Origin of the sequence: Actinophytocola sp., from assembly GCF_049647105.1 — a bacterium.
GTDB lineage: Bacteria > Actinomycetota > Actinomycetes > Mycobacteriales > Pseudonocardiaceae > Actinophytocola.
On the sequence record NZ_JBARWZ010000255.1, the window covers coordinates 101546 to 119102 of the forward strand.

The 17557-nt window shown below is 69.9% G+C and carries 15 protein-coding genes; 7 read left to right on the plus strand and 8 right to left on the minus strand.

Going from position 1 to position 17557, the window contains the following annotated elements; translation table 11 throughout:
- Positions 1-63 precede the first annotated feature (63 nt).
- The 7 genes from WBA97_RS30405 to ssd form a co-directional block, all read right to left on the minus strand.
- Positions 64-456: an Rv3654c family TadE-like protein gene (locus WBA97_RS30405; protein ID WP_424234409.1), complete on the minus strand. Its 393-nt coding sequence runs from the start codon at positions 454-456 to the stop codon at positions 64-66.
- 431 nt (positions 457-887) lie between these two features.
- The gene (locus tag WBA97_RS30410) at positions 888-1250 is read right to left on the minus strand and encodes a TadE family type IV pilus minor pilin (RefSeq protein WP_424234393.1); all 363 of its coding nucleotides are present in this window, start codon (positions 1248-1250) and stop codon (positions 888-890) included.
- Complete coding sequence (locus WBA97_RS30415; RefSeq protein WP_424234394.1) at positions 1250-1429, minus strand: DUF4244 domain-containing protein; 180 nt, start codon at positions 1427-1429, stop codon at positions 1250-1252. Before WBA97_RS30415 ends, WBA97_RS30410 begins: the two co-directional genes overlap by 1 nt.
- A 28-nt stretch (positions 1430-1457) precedes the next feature.
- Positions 1458-2162, minus strand: a complete 705-nt coding sequence (locus tag WBA97_RS30420) for a type II secretion system F family protein (protein WP_424234395.1) — start codon at positions 2160-2162, stop codon at positions 1458-1460.
- Complete coding sequence (locus WBA97_RS30425; RefSeq protein ID WP_424234396.1) at positions 2159-2956, minus strand: type II secretion system F family protein; 798 nt, start codon at positions 2954-2956, stop codon at positions 2159-2161. Before WBA97_RS30425 ends, WBA97_RS30420 begins: the two co-directional genes overlap by 4 nt.
- Entirely contained in the window at positions 2950-4077 is a 1128-nt protein-coding gene (locus WBA97_RS30430) for a TadA family conjugal transfer-associated ATPase (RefSeq protein WP_424234397.1), read from the minus strand. The genes WBA97_RS30425 and WBA97_RS30430 overlap by 7 nt, the downstream gene beginning before the upstream one ends.
- 627 nt (positions 4078-4704) lie before the next feature.
- Positions 4705-5811, minus strand: coding sequence for a septum site-determining protein Ssd (gene ssd, locus WBA97_RS30435; protein ID WP_424234398.1), 1107 nt, complete (start codon positions 5809-5811; stop codon positions 4705-4707).
- Positions 5812-6251: 440 nt separating this feature from the next.
- Here ssd and WBA97_RS30440 point away from each other — a divergent pair, with 440 nt between their 5' ends.
- The 6 genes from WBA97_RS30440 (at position 6252) to WBA97_RS30465 (ending at position 14571) form a co-directional block, all read left to right on the plus strand.
- A complete protein-coding gene (locus tag WBA97_RS30440; protein WP_424234399.1) occupies positions 6252-7058 on the plus strand; it encodes an HAD family hydrolase in 807 nt (268 codons plus the stop codon).
- Between the two features lie 655 nt (positions 7059-7713).
- Entirely contained in the window at positions 7714-9480 is a 1767-nt protein-coding gene (locus WBA97_RS30445) for a glycoside hydrolase family 3 protein (RefSeq protein ID WP_424234410.1), read from the plus strand.
- A 20-nt stretch (positions 9481-9500) separates the two neighbouring features.
- On the plus strand, positions 9501-10760 hold the full coding sequence (locus tag WBA97_RS30450; protein ID WP_424234411.1) for an exo-beta-N-acetylmuramidase NamZ family protein: 1260 nt from the start codon (positions 9501-9503) through the stop codon (positions 10758-10760).
- A gap of 19 nt (positions 10761-10779) precedes the next feature.
- Positions 10780-12528 (plus strand): serine hydrolase, encoded by a 1749-nt coding sequence (locus WBA97_RS30455; protein ID WP_424234400.1) that lies wholly within the window; start codon positions 10780-10782, stop codon positions 12526-12528.
- 178 nt (positions 12529-12706) lie between these two features.
- On the plus strand, positions 12707-13624 hold the full coding sequence (locus tag WBA97_RS30460; RefSeq protein ID WP_424234412.1) for a MurR/RpiR family transcriptional regulator: 918 nt from the start codon (positions 12707-12709) through the stop codon (positions 13622-13624).
- A 20-nt stretch (positions 13625-13644) separates the two neighbouring features.
- Entirely contained in the window at positions 13645-14571 is a 927-nt protein-coding gene (locus WBA97_RS30465; RefSeq protein WP_424234401.1) for an N-acetylmuramic acid 6-phosphate etherase, read from the plus strand.
- A gap of 85 nt (positions 14572-14656) precedes the next feature.
- On the opposite strand, the gene WBA97_RS30470 is transcribed toward WBA97_RS30465, so the two are convergent.
- On the minus strand, positions 14657-15388 hold the full coding sequence (locus WBA97_RS30470) for an oxidoreductase (protein ID WP_424234402.1): 732 nt from the start codon (positions 15386-15388) through the stop codon (positions 14657-14659).
- Between the two features lie 144 nt (positions 15389-15532).
- Here WBA97_RS30470 and acs point away from each other — a divergent pair, with 144 nt between their 5' ends.
- The gene (gene acs, locus WBA97_RS30475) at positions 15533-17521 is read left to right on the plus strand and encodes an acetate--CoA ligase (RefSeq protein WP_424234403.1); all 1989 of its coding nucleotides are present in this window, start codon (positions 15533-15535) and stop codon (positions 17519-17521) included.
- The last annotated feature ends 36 nt before the right edge of the window (positions 17522-17557 follow it).

Sequence of the window (17557 nt, forward strand, 5' to 3'; positions counted from 1 at the left end):
CCAGACCACTCCCGGCACGCTGGTAATGCCGCTTACCGTGCGCGGACGACCGTTGAACTTGCGTCAGCGCTTGACCTCGACCGGTCCGGCACGTGCCCGAGCTGCCGCTGAACCGAACGGTCCGAACGCAACATCCACCTCGACGAGCGCGTCCCAACCAGACAGACGGCAGGACCGCAGCACCGTGTCCATGTGCTCGACCACCCACCGCGCCTCGGCACAAGCTTGCTGCTCACCGTCGACCGCCACCACCGCGGCAGCCAACGCAGCCAGGTCGGCGGCCCCTTCCACCCGATGCCGAGCCACCACCGCGGCGGCAAGCCACAGCACCGAGGTCATCACCACCATGACGACGGACATCCCGCCGACCACCCAGACAGTCGCCGCTCCTCGATCCACAGACCGCTCGTCGCACCCACCGCACGACGGACGGCTCGTCCAACGCCGCCGAAGCACCCACGCCTGAAGGACACCGATCACTCGGCCGCCACCACGCAGCCGCTTCCGGACGGCCACGACGTTTCCGGGGCGCTCCTTGCAGAGAACCTCGTTCTCGTCGTCCGGCGAACGACACCGCCCGCCGCGAGCCACCGCCACGTCGTCACGAGCGGGCGCTACTCCACTCCCCAGGGCAACCTCCGCTGCCCGGCCCGGCATCCCGTCCTGGGGAGGGAACGTGTGGCCTTCTGCCGCCCCTGGCTGAGCGGCCGCTACCCCGCTCGCCAGTGTCGGCATCGGCTGGGCAGACGCCGCGGGTTCAGCCTCGGCGCGGACCGGTCCGTTGTCGTGGGGAGCGGTCGCGGTTTCCTCGGCCGGTGTCAGCTGTTCCTCCGCCGCCTCTTGGCTTGGCGGTGGGGTGGCCGCGTGCCGACGCCGGAGGTAGCGGCTCATCCGTCCGGCTCTCGGACCGCGAAGGCTTCCGCGTGTAAGTGGATGCCGGGCAGCAGTCCGCCTGCCGGGGTGGCGTTGACGTGTACCTCTATGTGTTCGCCGTTCATCGTGATCGTTACCTTCGCGTCTCGGGGGGCAATGCGTTTCGCCGCTTCGTGGGCCTCGTCCTGTTCACCTCTGGCGGTCAGGCGGGCGGCTTCCCGCGCCGCGTCCATGCAGCGCACCTGGTCTGCCACCGCTGCCGCGCCACCCAAAGCCATTGCCAGAACCAGCACGAACGCCGCTATCGCGATCGCTGCCTCGACGGTGACGCCGCCTCGGTCGCGGTGCCGTCGCCGGGCCGGGTGGTGTGCGGGCATCAACCTTTGAAGTTGAGCGCTCGCTCGATCAGGTCGTTGAGACCTTCCGCCACGGTGCCGCTCTGGACGACGCCGAAGAGGATCATCGCGAACGCCGCCGCGGCGAGCAGGCACACCGCGTACTCCACCGTCGACATGCCGTGGTCGTCGAGGAAGATGTATCGGGGTCGGGGGAACATGGTTTCTCCTTAATTTCTAGGTGGGTGTTCACAGGGAGATCTGTTCGGCGAGGCCGGCGATCACCGGCGCCACGCCGAGACAGACGAAGGCGGGCAGGAAGCACAGGCCGAGCGGCGCGGTGATCAGGACTCCCGCTCGCTGAGCTGTTGCCTCCGCGTTGTCGGCCGCCGCTGCCCGTACTGCCGCGGCCAGGTCGGTGACGAGGTCGGCCAGCGCGGTGCCGGACTGGGCGGCCCGGCGCGCGCCTCGTGCCAGTGGCGCGGTGTCCTGGCAGCTCGTCGCGGGCTCCCACGCCGTCGCCGGGTCCGCGCCAAGCGCCAGCAGCTCCGCCGACGAGCGCAGTGCCCGTGCCGCGTCGGGCGGTAGTTCGCCCGCGACCACCGCCATCGCGGTCGGCACAGGCAGCCCCGCCCGCAGGCACGCGGCCAGCAGGTCCCAGGTGGCGGCAACCGTCATGGGATCGGCCTTCGGTGGCCGTCTCGCGCGGCGGAGGAACCACCAGACGGCCACCGCGACCCCGGCCCCAGCCAGCGGACCTGCCGCGACCGCCACCAGCACACCGGCCACCGCGGCCAGCGGCCACGGGGGTGACTTCGCCGGTTTGACGCGTGCCCACCAGCGCATACCGGTCCTGCCGGTCAGCCACGCGAGACGCTGCCGGGCGGCATCCGCTCGCGACGTCAGCTGTGCCGCCGCTGCCAGCAGCACGAGAGCGACGCTGTGGGTGTTCATCGGAGCGCCGCCTGACTCGTGATCCGGCCAGACCACGCGACGCCCGTGCACAACAGCGTCACTCCGGCCATCAGCAGCAGTTGCCCGAAACCCGTGCCGGTGAGCATCCGCAGCGGACTTGCCCCCATTGCCTCGCCCAGCGCGATGCCGAGCAGCGGCAGCAGCGACAACGCTGTCGCGCTCGACTTCGGTCCGGTCATCCGCGCCAGTACCTGCCTGGCGAACCTGGCGCGTTGTTCGAGGTCTGTCCGGACGGCGTCGAGCACGTCGGCCAACGGCAGGCCGTGTCGTTGCGCGAGCTGCCACGCCTTCGCGACCCTGGCGAGAGCTGTTGCCAACGCCGGGGACCGGGTGCCTGCCAGAGCCGTGGCCATGTCGCCGTCCAGCCGGGCGGCGGCGGCCATCGCACGCATCGTGTCGGCGGTCGGTGGTCGCGCGTCCACGGCGGCCGCTTCGGCGGCGGTCGCCGGGTGCGCGCCCGACCGGAGCCCTGCGACGAGTGTGCGCAGCGCTTCGGCGAGGCCGTCGACCGCGGCCAGCGACTGCCGGTTCTCGGTACGGGCACGGAGTTGACGCCGTGCTGTCGCCGCGAGAAGGCCCGCCGCCGCCGCGCCTCCCGGTCCTGCCACCAGCCAGCCCACGACTACCGCCGCGGCGATGAGGGTGACAGCGGACGGACGCGGGGTGCGCAAGCGCTTGCGAAGCTGGTGACCTGTAAGGACTCGCAGTCGTCGACCAGCCAGGTGGTCGGGCCAGCACAGCAGCGCGAGGCTGGTCAGGAGGAGGCTCACCACGGCGCTTCCACTCCTCGCGTGGCCAGCAGCGTCTTGAGCCGGGTGCGGTCGTGGACGACGCGGACGGTGTCGCCGTCACGGTCGAACACGCCGACATCGGTGAGCCGTCGGGTGCCGTCCTGCTCGCGTGCCATGTGCAGAACGATGTGGAAGGCGGCGGCCAGTTGACTGTGCAGTGCCGACCGGGGCAGGCCACCCAGCGCGGCCAGCGCTTCCATGCGTGCGGGGACCTCGGCAGGGGAGTTGGCGTGGACGGTGCCCGCGCCGCCGTCGTGCCCGGTGTTCAAGGCCGTGAGCAAAACGCACACCTCGGCACCTCGGACCTCGCCGACGACGAGCCGGTCGGGCCGCATGCGCAGGCCTTGGCGGACGAGGTCGGCGAGGGTGACCTCGCCCGCGCCCTCGACGTTCGGCGGGCGCGCGATCAGGCGGACGAACTGCGGGTGGTTCGGGGACAGCTCACCCGCGTCCTCAACGCAGACGATCCGTTCGCTTGGAGGCACCTGGCCGAGCAGGGCGTTGAGCAATGACGTCTTGCCCGCTCCGGTGCCGCCCGTGATGACGAAGGCAAGCCGTGCTTCGACGATGGCCTCGAGGGTGCGATGGACGGTGTCGTCGAAGGTGCCGAGGGCGCGAAGGGACGCGAGGTCGTGACCTGCCGGGCGAAGCACCCGCAGCGAGATGCAGGTGCCGCCCGCGGCGATGGGCGGGAGCACGGCGTGGAGCCGGACCCGGCCGGGAAGCCACGCGTCGACGAACGGCTGGGCGTCGTCGAGGCGGCGGCCGCAGGCGAGCGCGAGCCGTTGCGCGAGGCGACGGACGGAGTCCTCGTCGGGGAATCGGATGTCCGTGCGGTGCAGGCCGCCGTCGCCGTCGCGCCAGACCTGGTCGGGGGCGGTGACGAGGACGTCGGTGGTGCCCGGCTCGCGGAGGAGCGGTTCGAGCGGACCCGCGCCGACGAACTCCTGGGTCATGCGATCGGTGGCGACGAGGATGTCGTCGTGGCCCGCGACGCCGCTCTCCTCACGCACGGCACGGGCGACCTCGGCACCGGTGATGGTCGTGCCGCTGTTGTTGACGAGGCGGCCGCGGACGCGGTCGACCAGCTCAGAGGTGGACATGGGTGCTCCTTCGTGGTGGCCGGCGCCGGTCGCGATCCGCGGGGGCATGCGGTTGGTTGACCGGCGCCGGCCGTCCCCGCCCGCTGTCCGAGCGGGCGGAGCTGGGGGTGGTGCCTGGCCGGGGTCGTGGTCCCCGGCCAGGCGTTTCACTGACCTCCCCGCCCTGTGGGACGAGCGGGTGAGGACGGTCCCGGCCGATCGCCGGGACGTTCTGACCTGGTGCCGGACCGGGTCGGTGACTCCGGTCCGGCACCGGCCGTCCCTCAGCGAGGCAGGAGTGCGGGTACTGCGCTGAGGGAGCTTCCGGTGGCCGCCGGACCGAGCGACCGGTTGAGGGAACCCCGGTCCGGCGGCCATTGGGTCCTCGTCATGGGGGCGGCCCCTGAGGACGTTTTCTTGGCTGGGCGCCGAACCGGTGTGGTTCCGGTGCCCACTGACGCCCGGTTCGGCGCTCGCCATCCGCCGTGCCGCCTGGTGGGGAGGTGGCTGGGCGGACGCTTGCCGGTGTCACCCGGGTGGCTGGGCGCCGGACCGAGGCGGGTTGGGTACGGAGGCTCGGTCCGGCGCCTGCCGGCCGCCAGCCGTCGGGAGAGTGGCTTGGCGGACGTCCGGTGTGGGTGCCGACCATCAGGCGGCCCTCGCTTCGCCTTGATGGGGGCGGGTTTTCTGGGGTTGGGCCGCCAGTTCGGTCAACGTCGCTCGTGCGGCGCCCGACAGTGGGCCCTTGGGTTTCGGGTGGAAGTCGCCGCGTTCCAGGGACTGGGCCAGCTGGGGTTCTGGGCGCATCGTCGCCAGGACCGGGATGCCCACCGCCGCGGCGATCTCCGTCATCTTCAGGCCGCCTGGGGACGGGCCTCTGACTATCAGTTGCGGGCGCGTTCCACGGGCCCGCAGTTCGTCTGCCAGCTGTTTGGCCGTGATGCAGGCCCTTACCTCGGCCGGCGTGACGATCACCGCCAGGTCCGACCTGTCGATCGCGGCCCACGCCGCCGCGTCGAGTTGCCTCGGGACGTCGCAGACCACCACCTCGCCTGTTCGCCTGCCCGCCTCGATGACCGCTGCCACCGCGTCGGGGGCTGGGCCCTCGCCCTTGCGTGCGCCGGACAGGAGGGTCAGACGGGCACTGCCCCTTCGCCTTGTCGGCAGGGCAAGGTGCAGGGAGGACGCCGCCACCCTGCCCGCGCTCAGCTGCATTTCCGGCCAGCGCAGCCCTTCTTCCGTTTCCGCGCCCAGCACCACGTCCAGGCCGCCGCCGCGTGGATCGCAGTCGATCAGGAGGGTGTTGTCGCCGGCTTGCAGCGCGGTCAGGCTCACCGACACCGCGAAGACCGAGGCGCCTGCTCCTCCCCTGGCTCCCAGTACCGCCAGGACCTTTCCCGCGTTGCTGGCTGGGCCTTCCGCCGCGTCGGCCAGTGCGCTCACCAGCCACGGTTCGGCGCCGGGGAGCGTGATCAGGCGCTCCGCACCGACCTCCATCGCCTGTTTCCACAGTTCCTGGGGTTCCGGATCGGGTACCACGACCACCACCGCGTCACGGCGGGGGAACGCTTCCCTCTCGCACTCGGCCACGCCGATCGCGTCCAGCAGGACCAGCGGGGCCGACGGCCAGCGCAATCGCGCGGCCGCCGCGTCCGGGACGCGCTCCAGGTCGCAGCCTGCCGCGGCGGCCAGCTTCAGCAGGTCGTCGAGCAGGTTCTCGTCCGCCACGAATGCCATCGGCCGGTTCGCGTTCACGGTGCCCCCTCGGGTCCTCGCCGGGCGGGGTTGCCCGGGTCTGGTCCCACAATCGGCGGGCGGCGGGGGTTGGACAACACGGCAAGATCGACATGTGGACAACCGAGTGGGCTGTGGACAACTCCCGTTCAGAGGGCGTTCGACAGCCGCGTTTGTCGGTGGGGAGGCGTAGGCTCTCGCGGTTTGGGCACGCGACGGCTCAATGCCTGAAAACTCAAGGAAAGTGGAGGGAAGGGACGACCCCCGCCAGGGGGGAGGGACGGGGGTCGTCAGAGGTTCAGTCCCGGGGGGTCGGACTGAACCGGTCCGGCATTACGCCGGACCTCTTCACTGTATCCCGTCAGGTCCTACTCGTGGTTGCAACTTACTCGAAGTGGGACAACGAACCCGTTCCGACACGTACGACCTGCGGCGACCGACGGACGTGATGTGGCACTCCTATGCTGGGCGGGGTGACCGACCTGCGCGCCGCGGCGTTCTTCGACCTGGACAAGACAGTCATCGCGAAGTCCAGCACTCTGGCCTTCAGCAGGCCTTTCTTCCGCGGCGGGCTCATCAACCGGCGAGCCGTACTCAAGGGCGCCTACACACAGTTCGTGTTCGCGGTCTCTGGCGCCGACGCCGACCAGGTGGAGCGCATCCGTGCGCACCTCACCGCGCTGTGCGCGGGCTGGGACGTCCAGCAGGTTCGCGCGATCGTCGACGAGACGCTGCACGACATCGTCGACCCCCTCATCTACGCCGAGGCCGCGGAACTCGTGGCGGAGCACCAGCAACAGGGTCGCGACATCGTTGTCGTGTCGGCGTCAGGGGCGGAGATCGTCACGCCCATCTCGGCGATGATCGGCGCGACGCACAGCATCGGCACCCGCATGGTCGAGGCGGACGGCAAGTACACCGGCGAGATCGGCTTCTACTGCTACGGCGACAACAAGGCGACCGCGATGAAGGAGCTGGCCGCCGAACACGGCTACGACCTCGCCACGAGCCATGCCTACTCCGACTCGATCACCGACCTGCCGATGCTGGAGGCGGTCGGCCACCCGACCGTGGTCAACCCGGACCGGGGACTGCGTGCGCTGGCGCTCGAGCGGGGCTGGCCGATCCTCGAGTTCACCAAGCCGGTGTCGCTGCGGTCGCGCTTCCAGCCGTCGGGCGCGGCCGTCACGGTGACGGCGATCGGCCTCGGCGCGATCGCCACGGTCGGTGCCACCTGGTACGGCATCCACCGCAGAAGGAAGCGCTGAGACCTTCGGAACAGCACCCGACTGGCGGTACTGACCCGGTCACCAATCGCTTACCAGACCGGGAGAATACGCTCACAAAGCGTATCCGTCGACCACCTACGGAGTCTTGAACGGTGCACCCCAACGTGGTCTTGAAGTGACCTTGACCACTGAGTACAAAGGAAGGTGCGGACTTCCAGTCGGCCAGGGACCAGACGAAGAGAAGCCTGGTCCACCCCGGTGGAACTCCGTGCACGAGCACCGGGCACCCACGCGCAGCGAGCCGCGGGAGGCATGTCGTCAAGGGACTGCGTACCGGGACGCCGGACGCCGAGGCCAGGTAGGTACGACACTGTTGCACGCTTGGTAACCCGAGTTGCTCGTGCGGTTGATTTGGGCGATCCCTGTCCGCTTGTCAAGGCGGACGGGGATCGCCCAGTTCCTTTTCTGGCAAGGGCATCACACCGCGCTTGTGGCGGTGAGGCGGGCTAGGTTAGGCCGAACACGTACTTGCCCACGGGATCATGTCGTGGGTAACTTACCGATGCTTGCAGTTTTCGGTTAAGAGGTTACGGATTGTCCCGCCTTGCCGGCCAAGGAGGCCGCTGTGTCTCTGTCCAGAACGTCCGCCCGTCGCAGTCTGTCCGTCGCGGTAGCGGCGATCGCGACCACTGCCATGGTTAGCGGTGTGCACCCGGCCAACGCCGTGGTCGGCTCCGCAACGCCCCAGGTGAGCAGCCATGCGGCGGCCGAGGCACTCGCCCGCGCCGAGATGCGCGGCATGTCGCTGGAGCAGAAGATCGCCCAGCTGTTCGTGGTCTCCGTGTGGGGCAAGAGCGCCGACGAGGTCCACCCCACCAACCAGACCAACTACGGCGTCGACACCCCCGCCCAGGTGGTCGAGAAGTACGGCGTCGGTGGCGTCATCTACTTCAACAACAGCGGCACCGACAACGTGGACAACCCCGCGCAGATGGCGGCCTTCTCCAACGGCCTGCAGCGCGCCGCGACCCGTCACAACACCCGGCTCCCGCTGATCGTGGCCATCGACCAGGAGGGCGGCAACGTCACCCGCCTCGAGTCGCCCGCCACGGAGTTCCCCGCCAGCATGGCCGTCGGCGCGGGCCGCAGTGCCGCCGACGCCAAGACGGTCGCCACGCTCAACGGCCGCGAGCTGCGCGCCATGGGCATCAACCAGAACTTCGCGCCGGTCGCGGACGTCAACTCCAACCCCGACAACCCGGTCATCGGCGCGCGTTCCTTCTCCTCGCGGCCGGAGCTGGTGAGCGAGCTCGTGACCGCCGAGGTCAAGGGCTACCAGGAGGGCGGCCGGGTGAACCAGACCGTCTCCTCCTCGGCCAAGCACTTCCCCGGCCACGGTGACGCCGCCACCGACAGCCACACCGGCCTGCCGAACATCGGCCGGACCGAGGCCGAGTGGCGTGCCATCGACATGCCGCCGTTCAAGGCCGCGGTCAAGGCCGGCGTCGACTCGATCATGACCGCGCACATCCAGGTGCCGAGCCTCGACCCCTCTGGCGTGCCGGCCACGCTGTCGAAGCCGATCCTCACCGATCTGCTGCGCGGCGAGCTGAAGTACAAGGGCGTCATCGTCACCGACTCGCTCGGCATGGGCGGCGCGCACGTCTTCCCGCCGGAGGAGATCCCGGTCATGGCCCTCGAGGCCGGTGTCGACCAGCTCCTCATGCCGCCGAACCTGCAGGTGGCGCTCGACGCGGTCAAGGCGGCCGTGGAGAGCGGGCGGCTGACCGAGCGGCGCATCGACCAGAGCCTGCTGCGGATCCTGTTGCTCAAGCTCAAGCGCGGCATCCTCACCTCGCCGTTCGTCGACGAGAGCAAGGTGGCCGCGATCGTCGGGACGCCGGACAACATCGCGCGGATCCAGGAGGTCAGCGACCACACGACCACGGTCGTGCGGAACGACGCGAACCTGCTGCCGCTGCCCGCCAACCCCGGCAAGGTGCTGGTCACCGGCATCGGCGACACGGTCGTCACGGCCCGCAGCCCGCAGTGGCTCGCCGACAGCCTCAACCGGCGTGGCGCAACGGCCACGGCGTTGCCCACCGGCTCGAACCCGAACGCGACGACCATCGCGGGCGCCGTGACGGCAGCCAATTCGTCCGACCTGGTCATCGTGCTCACCAACAACCTCAAGGACCGGACCGCGCAGCGGAGCCTGGTGACCGAGCTCCTCGCGACCGGCAAGCCGGTCATCGCGGTCGCGGCCCAGATCCCCTACGACTCGGGTTACGTCGACGCGCCGACCTGGCTCGCCACGTACGGCTGGCGCGCGCACGCCATGGAGTCGCTCGCGAAGGTCCTGACCGGCGAGATCTCGCCACAGGGCAAGTTGCCCGTCGACGTACCCGTCGGCGGCACCTCGACCGTCCTCTACCCCTTCGACCACGGGTTGACCTGGTGAATGGCAAAGACAAGCGCGGCATGGACCGACGCAACTTCCTGATGGCATCGGCGATGGCCGCACCCCTGGTCACCTCGGCCGCGGGGGTTGGGTTCGCGGCCGCGGAGCCGAGCGGCCACCGCGGTGCGACACCGGGTGCGGACTCCCTGGCCGAGGACGGCTGGCGCAGGTTCGCGGGCCGCAAGGTCGGTGTGCTCACCAACCCGACCGGCGTCCTGCGCGACCAGACGCACGTCGTCGACTCGATGGTGGCGGCCGGGCTCGCGCCGACCGCGGTGTTCGGGCCGGAGCACGGTTTCCGCGGCACGGCCCAGGCGGGCGGCTCGGAGGGCGACTACCTCGACCCGCGCACGCAGGTCCCGGTGTACGACACCTACACGCTCACCGCGGCGAAGATCGCCGACCAGTTCCGCAAGGCGGGCATCGACCTGCTGGTGTTCGACATCGCGGACATCGGCGCCCGCTTCTACACCTACATCTGGTCGATGTACAACGCCATGCACGCCGCCGTGCTGACCGGCATCGACTTCATGGTGCTGGACCGGCCCAACCCGGTCGGCGGCACGGCCTACGGCCCCATGCTGGACCCGGCGTTCTCCTCCGGTGTCGGCCGCAAGCCGATCGTCCAGCAGCACGGCATGACCGCAGGCGAGCTGGCCAGGTTCTTCGACGCCGAGTTCCTGCCATCGGAGGCGGGTGGCCGGCTGAAGAGCCTCGAGATCGTGAAGCTCAAGGGCTGGCAGCGGGACGACCTGTTCTCCGACACCGGCCTGGAGTGGGTCACACCGAGCCCGAACGTGCCGACGCCGCAGACCGCGCTCGCCTATCCGGGCACCTGCCTGTTCGAGGGCACCGTGTTCTCCGAGGGCCGGGGCACGACGCGGCCGTTCGAGATCATCGGCGCGCCCGGCATCGACTGGCGCTGGGCGGAGGCACTGAACCAGGCACGGCTGCCGGGTGTGCGGTTCCGCGAGCACTACTTCGTGCCGACGTTCTCGAAGTGGGTCGGCGAGGCATGCGGTGGCGTGCAGGTGCACATCACCGACGAACGGCGCTTCCAGCCGATCCACACCGCGATCACGATGCTGATCACGGCCAAGCAGGTGCACCCGGACGTCTTCGGCTGGCGGCCGGACAACTTCATCGACAAGCTCTCCGGCTCGGCCCGGCTGCGCACGATGATCGACGCCGGTGCGACGGTCAACGAGGTGACCGGCGCGTGGCGCGCGGAGCTGGCCGCGTTCACGAGGCTGCGGGAGAAGTACCTGATCTACCGGTGACGATCGATAAGAGGTGGCCATGTCCGGAGTCCTTCGCGTCACCGTCCTCGCGCTGGCTGTCGCCGTGACAGCCGGTTCGGGGGTGAGCGTCGCCGAGTCGCGGGGCGGGGTCACGGGCCGCTTCGACGTTCCGTTACCCGGCTACGCGTCACCGCACACGATCCTGCGGGACGGGCCACCGGCGTCGGTCGGGCTCGATCCCGCACCGATCGACGCCGCGCTCACCAAGATCGACGAGTGGACCAGGAAGAACTACGACCCGGCGCTGACCGTGCCGCTGTACTCGGGCGCGGTCAGCCTCGTCGCGCACGACGGGGTCGTGGTCAGCCGCGACACGGCCGGGTACGCGGTCCGGTACGCCGACGGCGCGGGCACCGAGCTACCCGAGGACCAGAAGGTCCCGATGCGGCCCGACACCATCTTCGACATGGCGTCGGTGTCCAAGCTGTTCACATCGATCACCGTGATGCAGCTGGTCGAGGCGGGCCAGGTCGACGTGGACGCGACGGTGGGGACCTACCTGCCCGAGTTCGGCGTTAACGGCAAGGAGTCGATCACCGTCGCGCAGCTGCTCACGCACACCTCGGGCCTGGTGTCGTGGCTGCCGCTGTGGTCGCGGTACCCGGACATCCCGTCGCGGATCAAGGCCGTGATGGACGTCGCGCCCCGCACGACCCCTGGCACGAACTACGAGTACTCGGACCTGAACCTGATCACGCTCGGCGTGCTGGTCGAGCGGGTGACCGGCAAGAAGCTGGACGAGGTGGTGGCCCAGCGGATCACCGGCCCGCTCGGCATGGTCGACACCGGCTACAACCCGCCCGCGTCGAAACTGGACCGGATCGTGGCCACCGAGTTCCAGACGGCGCCGCCGCGCGGCATGGTCCGCGGCTCCGTGCACGACGAGAACGCCTGGTCGCTCGGCGGGGTCGCCGGGCACGCAGGCGTGTTCTCCACGGCCGGTGACATGGCGATCCTCGCCCAGACGGTCCTCAACGGCGGCACCTACCGAGGGCACCGCATCATGCGGCCGGAGACGGTCACGGCGATGCTCACGGACCACAACGAGGACTTTCCCGGCCACGACCACGGCTACGGGTTCGAGCTGAACCAGATGTTCTACATGGGAGCGCTCGCGGGCCCCCGCACGGCTGGGCACACCGGATACACCGGCACAGACGTGGTCATCGACGCGGCGTCGCGCTCGTTCGCGATCCTGCTCACCAACCGGGTGCACCCGAGCCGTAACTGGGGGTCCATCAACATCGCCCGTGAGGCCCTGAGCAGCGGGCTCGCCAAGGCACTCGCGGTGAAGCCCCGGCACGGCCGGGACGCGTGGTACTCGGGCATAGGGGACGCATCAACCGCGTCCCTCACCACCGTCGCCCTGCACCCCACGGAAGCCGTTCGGGTGAACTTCGACGCCTTTGTGGACACGGAGAGCACCGATCGGCTGGCACTCGAGTCAAGCACCGATGGAGTGACCTGGACAGCGGTCCCGCTGACCGTCCACGGCCGAGGCGCACCGGACGATTCGGTCGATTCACTCTCCGGAAACGGTCATCGCGCGTGGTGGCGGGTCGAGGCAACACTGCCTCAAGCAGCGGAGATCACGCTGCGCTGGCGGTTCGCTACCGACGCCCGCTACACCGGACGCGGCGTGCACCTCGACCACATCATGGTGACTCAACGTAGCCAGACACTCCTCAACGGTGAGAAAGAACCCCACAAGCTTCATCCGGATGGCTGGCAGCTCAGATCACGATGAGGAAGAAAAACTGGTTGAAACGCTAACAAGGTGCGGTCGGACATCGACTGGGATGTTGCACCCATACAACCGCACCTGAAGTTTTGACTGGTTTTGGGTAGCGTTGTCTACAGACGACGACTGCCGCCTTGTCGGTTCATATGCCTGTTAGTAAGTTTCCCACGTGAGCGCGAGTGCCATGACGACACAACACACTGAGTCAAGTCCGCTGGTCCGGATCCGGTCGCTTCTGCCCGGTCTGGCCCGCGCCGAACAGCGCGTCGCCAAGGTTGTGCTCGAGAGCCCTGGTTCCGTCGCCCGACGCAGCATCACCGAGGTCGCCGAGGCGGCCGGTACGAGCGAGACCACTGTCACGCGGTTCTGCAAGGCCATCGGCGTCGGCGGCTATCCAGAGCTGCGCATCGCGCTGGCCGCGGACACCGCCCGCACCGAGGCGCGTGTCGACCGCGACCTTGGCGGCGAGATCGCCCCGGACGACGACATCGCCACGGTCGTCGGCAAGGTCACCTTCGCCGACGCGCGTGCCGTCGAGGAGACGGCCGCCCAGCTCGACTCCGACGAGCTGGAGAAGGTCGTCGTGGCCCTGGCCTCGGCCGGCCGGGTCGACGTCTACGGCGTCGGCGCCAGCGCGTTCGTCGCCGCCGACCTGCAGCAGAAGTTGCACCGCATCGGGCGGATCAGCTTCGCCTGGAGCGACACCCACATCATGCTGACCTCAGCCGCCGTGCTCGGGCGCGGCGACGTGGCCGTCGGCATCTCGCACACCGGCGCGACGGCCGACACCGTCGAGGCCCTGCGCGAGGCGCGGCGCGCCGGTGCCACGACCGTCGCGCTGACCAACTTCCCCACCGCGCCGATCAGCGAGGTCGCCGACCTCGTGCTCACCACGGCGGCGCGGGAGACGACGTTCCGGTCCGGCGCCATGGCAAGCCGGATCGCGCAGTTGACGGTCATCGACTGCCTCTTCATCGGGGTCGCCCAGCGACATCTGATCGACTCGATGAAGGCCCTCGACGAGACCAGGGACGCGGTTGGCTCGCATCGACTGGAGACCCGCCACGACGGTCGCCGCAAGGCGCGGGAGACCGGTAAATGATCTTTGGGGGAGGCAGCAACATGACGGTGCCGCGACAGGCTGTACACGTCGAGTCGCCGACGGAGCGGCGGAACCCGCGGACGACGGACCTCGACCGGCTGCCGACGCTCGACCTCCTCAGAACGATCAACGCGGAGGATCGCCTGGTCCCCGATGCCGTGGCCGCCGCACTCCCCGCGCTCGCGGCGGCCGTTGACTTCGCGACGGAGGCCCTGCGCACCGGGCACCGTGTGCACTACGTCGGCGCGGGCACCTCGGGCAGGCTGGCGACCGTCGACGCGGCCGAGCTGGTGCCGACGTTCAACGCGCCGTCCGACTGGTTCCTGGTGCACCACGCGGGTGGCAACCACGCGCTGCGGAACGCGGTCGAGGACGCCGAGGACGACGACGACGCTGGCGCGGCGGAGATCGCCGCGTCGGCCACGGCGGGTGACTTCGTGCTCGGCCTGACCGCGTCCGGGCGGACCCCGTACGTGCTGGGCGCGCTGCGTGCCGCCCGTGAGCTCGGCGCGCACACCGGCCTGGTGTTCTCCAACCCCCACGCGACCGGCCTGCTGGACATCGACGTGCTGGTCGAGATCGACACGGGCCCCGAGGTGGTCGCCGGGTCGACCCGCATGAAGGCGGGCACCTCACAGAAGCTCGTGCTGACGGCGTTCTCCACGGCCGTCATGGTCAAACTCGGCCGCACGTACTCGAACCTGATGGTCAGCATGCGTGCCACGAACGCCAAGTTGCGCGGGCGGACTCTGCGGATACTGCAGGAGGCCACCGGCGCGAACAGGGCGGAGTGCGCGACCGCTCTGGACCAGGCACACGGCGACCTGAAGGTGGCGCTCGTGCACCTGCTGTCGGGGGTCAACCCGGAGCGTGCCGCCACTGTCCTCGCCGCGACGGGCGGCCATGTCCGCCAGGCGCTGTCGAATCTGGGCGCGGCCGCCGTCTGACGAGGGCTTCCGCATGAAAAGTGGGCCGAGGCGCTAGGGGACTCGGCCCACCGGGTGAGGGCACCCACTCCGCTGAACGCGCAGGTCAGGCCGGTAGCGCCGCTTCCGCGATGCTCGTCGCCTCGCGGGCGCCCGCCTCGATGGCCTCGCAGGTGAACAGCAGCCACTCGGTCAGGCCGTCGCCGCCCTTCGCGAACGCGGCGGCCGTCTCGCGGTAGCGGTCGGAGCGGCGCAGGTAGAAGACCTCCGGCACGATCAGGCCCTTCGGGTCGAGACCCGTCGAGATCATCGTCAACCGGGCCGCCGCGCGGGCGACCACGCCGTTCGCCGTGCCGAACGGGGACAGCGCGAGCAGTTCGCCGTGCACGACCGCGGTCAGCACCGGACCAGGCACCGACGAACCACCCGCGACGATCTCCGCCAGGATGTCCAGCCGCTTCGACACCCAGCGGGCCTCCCGGGGGCGGCCGAGCGACTCGTCGTCCGCCAGGTCGGCGGCCGCCAGGACGTGCAGCCGGGCCAGTGCCTGCATCGGCGCGCGCTGCCACACGGCCAGGATCGGGCCGATGGACTCGCCGATGCGCAGCGCGCCCGCGAGGTGCGGTTCGCTGACCTCACCGGTGGCGGGAATGTCGGCGGCACCACCGTCCAGCGCGGCGGACGCGCGGGCCGCACGCACCGACGCCTCGGCCGCGGTCGCGGGCCAGCCGCGCCGGTTCGCCGGATGTCCGTGGACCGCGTCGACCGCCTCGCGTGCGGCGGCCACCGCCTCGTCGACGCCGGGCAGTTCCAGCAGCGGCGCCAGGGGGTCTGTCACGTGGACGGACCCTACCGGGTGACATCCCACCGGGAACCCCCAGTTCATTGGTCTGGACCTCTATACGTCCTGTTGCCAGGCGCGATAGAGCACTACCGTTCACGCCAGACACAGCAATCCCCTGGGTCGAGGAGGATCCGCATCATGACCGAGCAGTCCGGCCAGGGCCAGACGCTGGACAACCTGCTCACGGAGAGCAGGACGTTCCCGCCGAGCGACGAGTTCGCCCAGCAGGCCAATGCCAAGGCCGAGCTGTACGAGGCGGGCGACGCCGACCGTGAGGCGTTCTGGGCCGCACAGGCGGAGCAGCTGTCCTGGGAAACACCGTGGAACCAGGTACTGGACTGGTCGAACGCGCCGTTCGCGAAGTGGTTCGTCGGCGGCAAGCTCAACGTCGCCCACAACTGTGTCGACCGCCACGTCGACGCGGGCAACGGTGACCGCGTCGCCATCCACTGGGAGGGCGAGCCGGGCGACGGCCGCACCATCACCTACGCCGATCTGCGGCGTGAGGTGTCGAAGACCGCGAACGCGCTGCTCTCGCTGGGTCTGACGACCGGGGACCGGGTCGCGATCTACATGCCGATGCTGCCCGAGGCGATCTTCTCGATGCTCGCGTGCGCACGCCTTGGCCTGACCCACAGCGTCGTGTTCGGTGGCTTCTCCGCGGAGGCACTGCGGTCGCGGATCGACGACGCGCAGGCCAAGCTCGTGATCACCGCCGACGGCCAGTACCGGCGGGGCAACCCGGCACCGCTGAAGGCCGCCGTGGACGAGGCGGTCGCCAAGACGCCGTCGATCGAGCACGTGCTGGTGGTCAAGCGGACGGACACCGACGTCGAGTGGTCCGAAGGCCGCGACCTGTGGTGGCACGACGTCGTGGAAGGACAGTCCGACCAGCACACGCCGGAGGCGTTCGACGCCGAACACCCGCTGTTCATCCTGTACACGTCGGGCACGACCGGTAAGCCCAAGGGCATCCTGCACACGTCCGGCGGCTACCTGACCCAGGCCGCGTACACGCACAAGAACGTCTTCGACCTCAAGCCGGAGAGTGATGTGTACTGGTGCACCGCCGACATCGGCTGGGTGACCGGGCACAGCTACATCGTGTACGGGCCGTTAGCGAACGGTGCGACCCAGGTCGTCTACGAGGGCACGCCCAACACGCCGCACGAGGGCAGGCACTGGGAGATCGTGCAGAAGTACGGCGTCACCATCTACTACACGGCGCCGACGCTGATCCGCACCTTCATGAAGTGGGGCAAGGAGATCCCCGACAAGTTCGACCTTGCGTCGCTACGGGTGCTGGGTTCGGTCGGCGAGCCGATCAACCCGGAGGCGTGGATCTGGTACCGGGACACCATCGGCGCGTCGAAGACGCCCGTGGTCGACACGTGGTGGCAGACCGAGACCGGCGCGATCATGATTTCGCCGCTGCCCGGCGTGACGGCCGCCAAGCCGGGATCCGCGCAGCGCGCGCTGCCGGGCATCTCCGCGAAGGTCGTCGACGACCAGGGCAACGAGGTCGCTGCCGGTGGCGGCGGGTACCTGGTGCTCGACCAGCCGTGGCCTGCGATGCTGCGTGGCATCTGGGGCGACGAGGAGCGGTACAAGGACACGTACTGGTCGCGGTTCGCCGACCAGGGCTTCTACTTCGCGGGCGACGGCGCGAAGTACGACGCGGACGGCGACATCTGGCTGCTGGGCCGGGTCGACGACGTGATGAACGTGTCCGGCCACCGGATCTCCACGACCGAGGTGGAGTCGGCGCTGGTGTCGCACCCGACGGTGGCCGAGGCCGCGGTCGTCGGCGCGTCCGACGCGACCACCGGCCAGGGCATCGTGGCGTTCGTGATCCTGCGCGGCAACGTGGCCCAGGACGAGGGGAAGGGCGAGCAGGCGATCAAGGCGCTGCGCGACCACGTGGCGAAGGAGATCGGGCCGATCGCCAAGCCGCGCCAGATCATGGTGGTTCCGGAGCTGCCGAAGACGCGGTCCGGCAAGATCATGCGCCGCCTGCTGCGCGACGTGGCGGAAAACCGCGAGATCGGCGACGTGACCACCCTGGCCGACTCCTCGGTGATGGACCTGATCTCGACGGGCCTGAAGGACTCCAGCTCGGACGAGTGAAGCACTGGCGTGAGGGGCCGTGACGCGGTCACGACC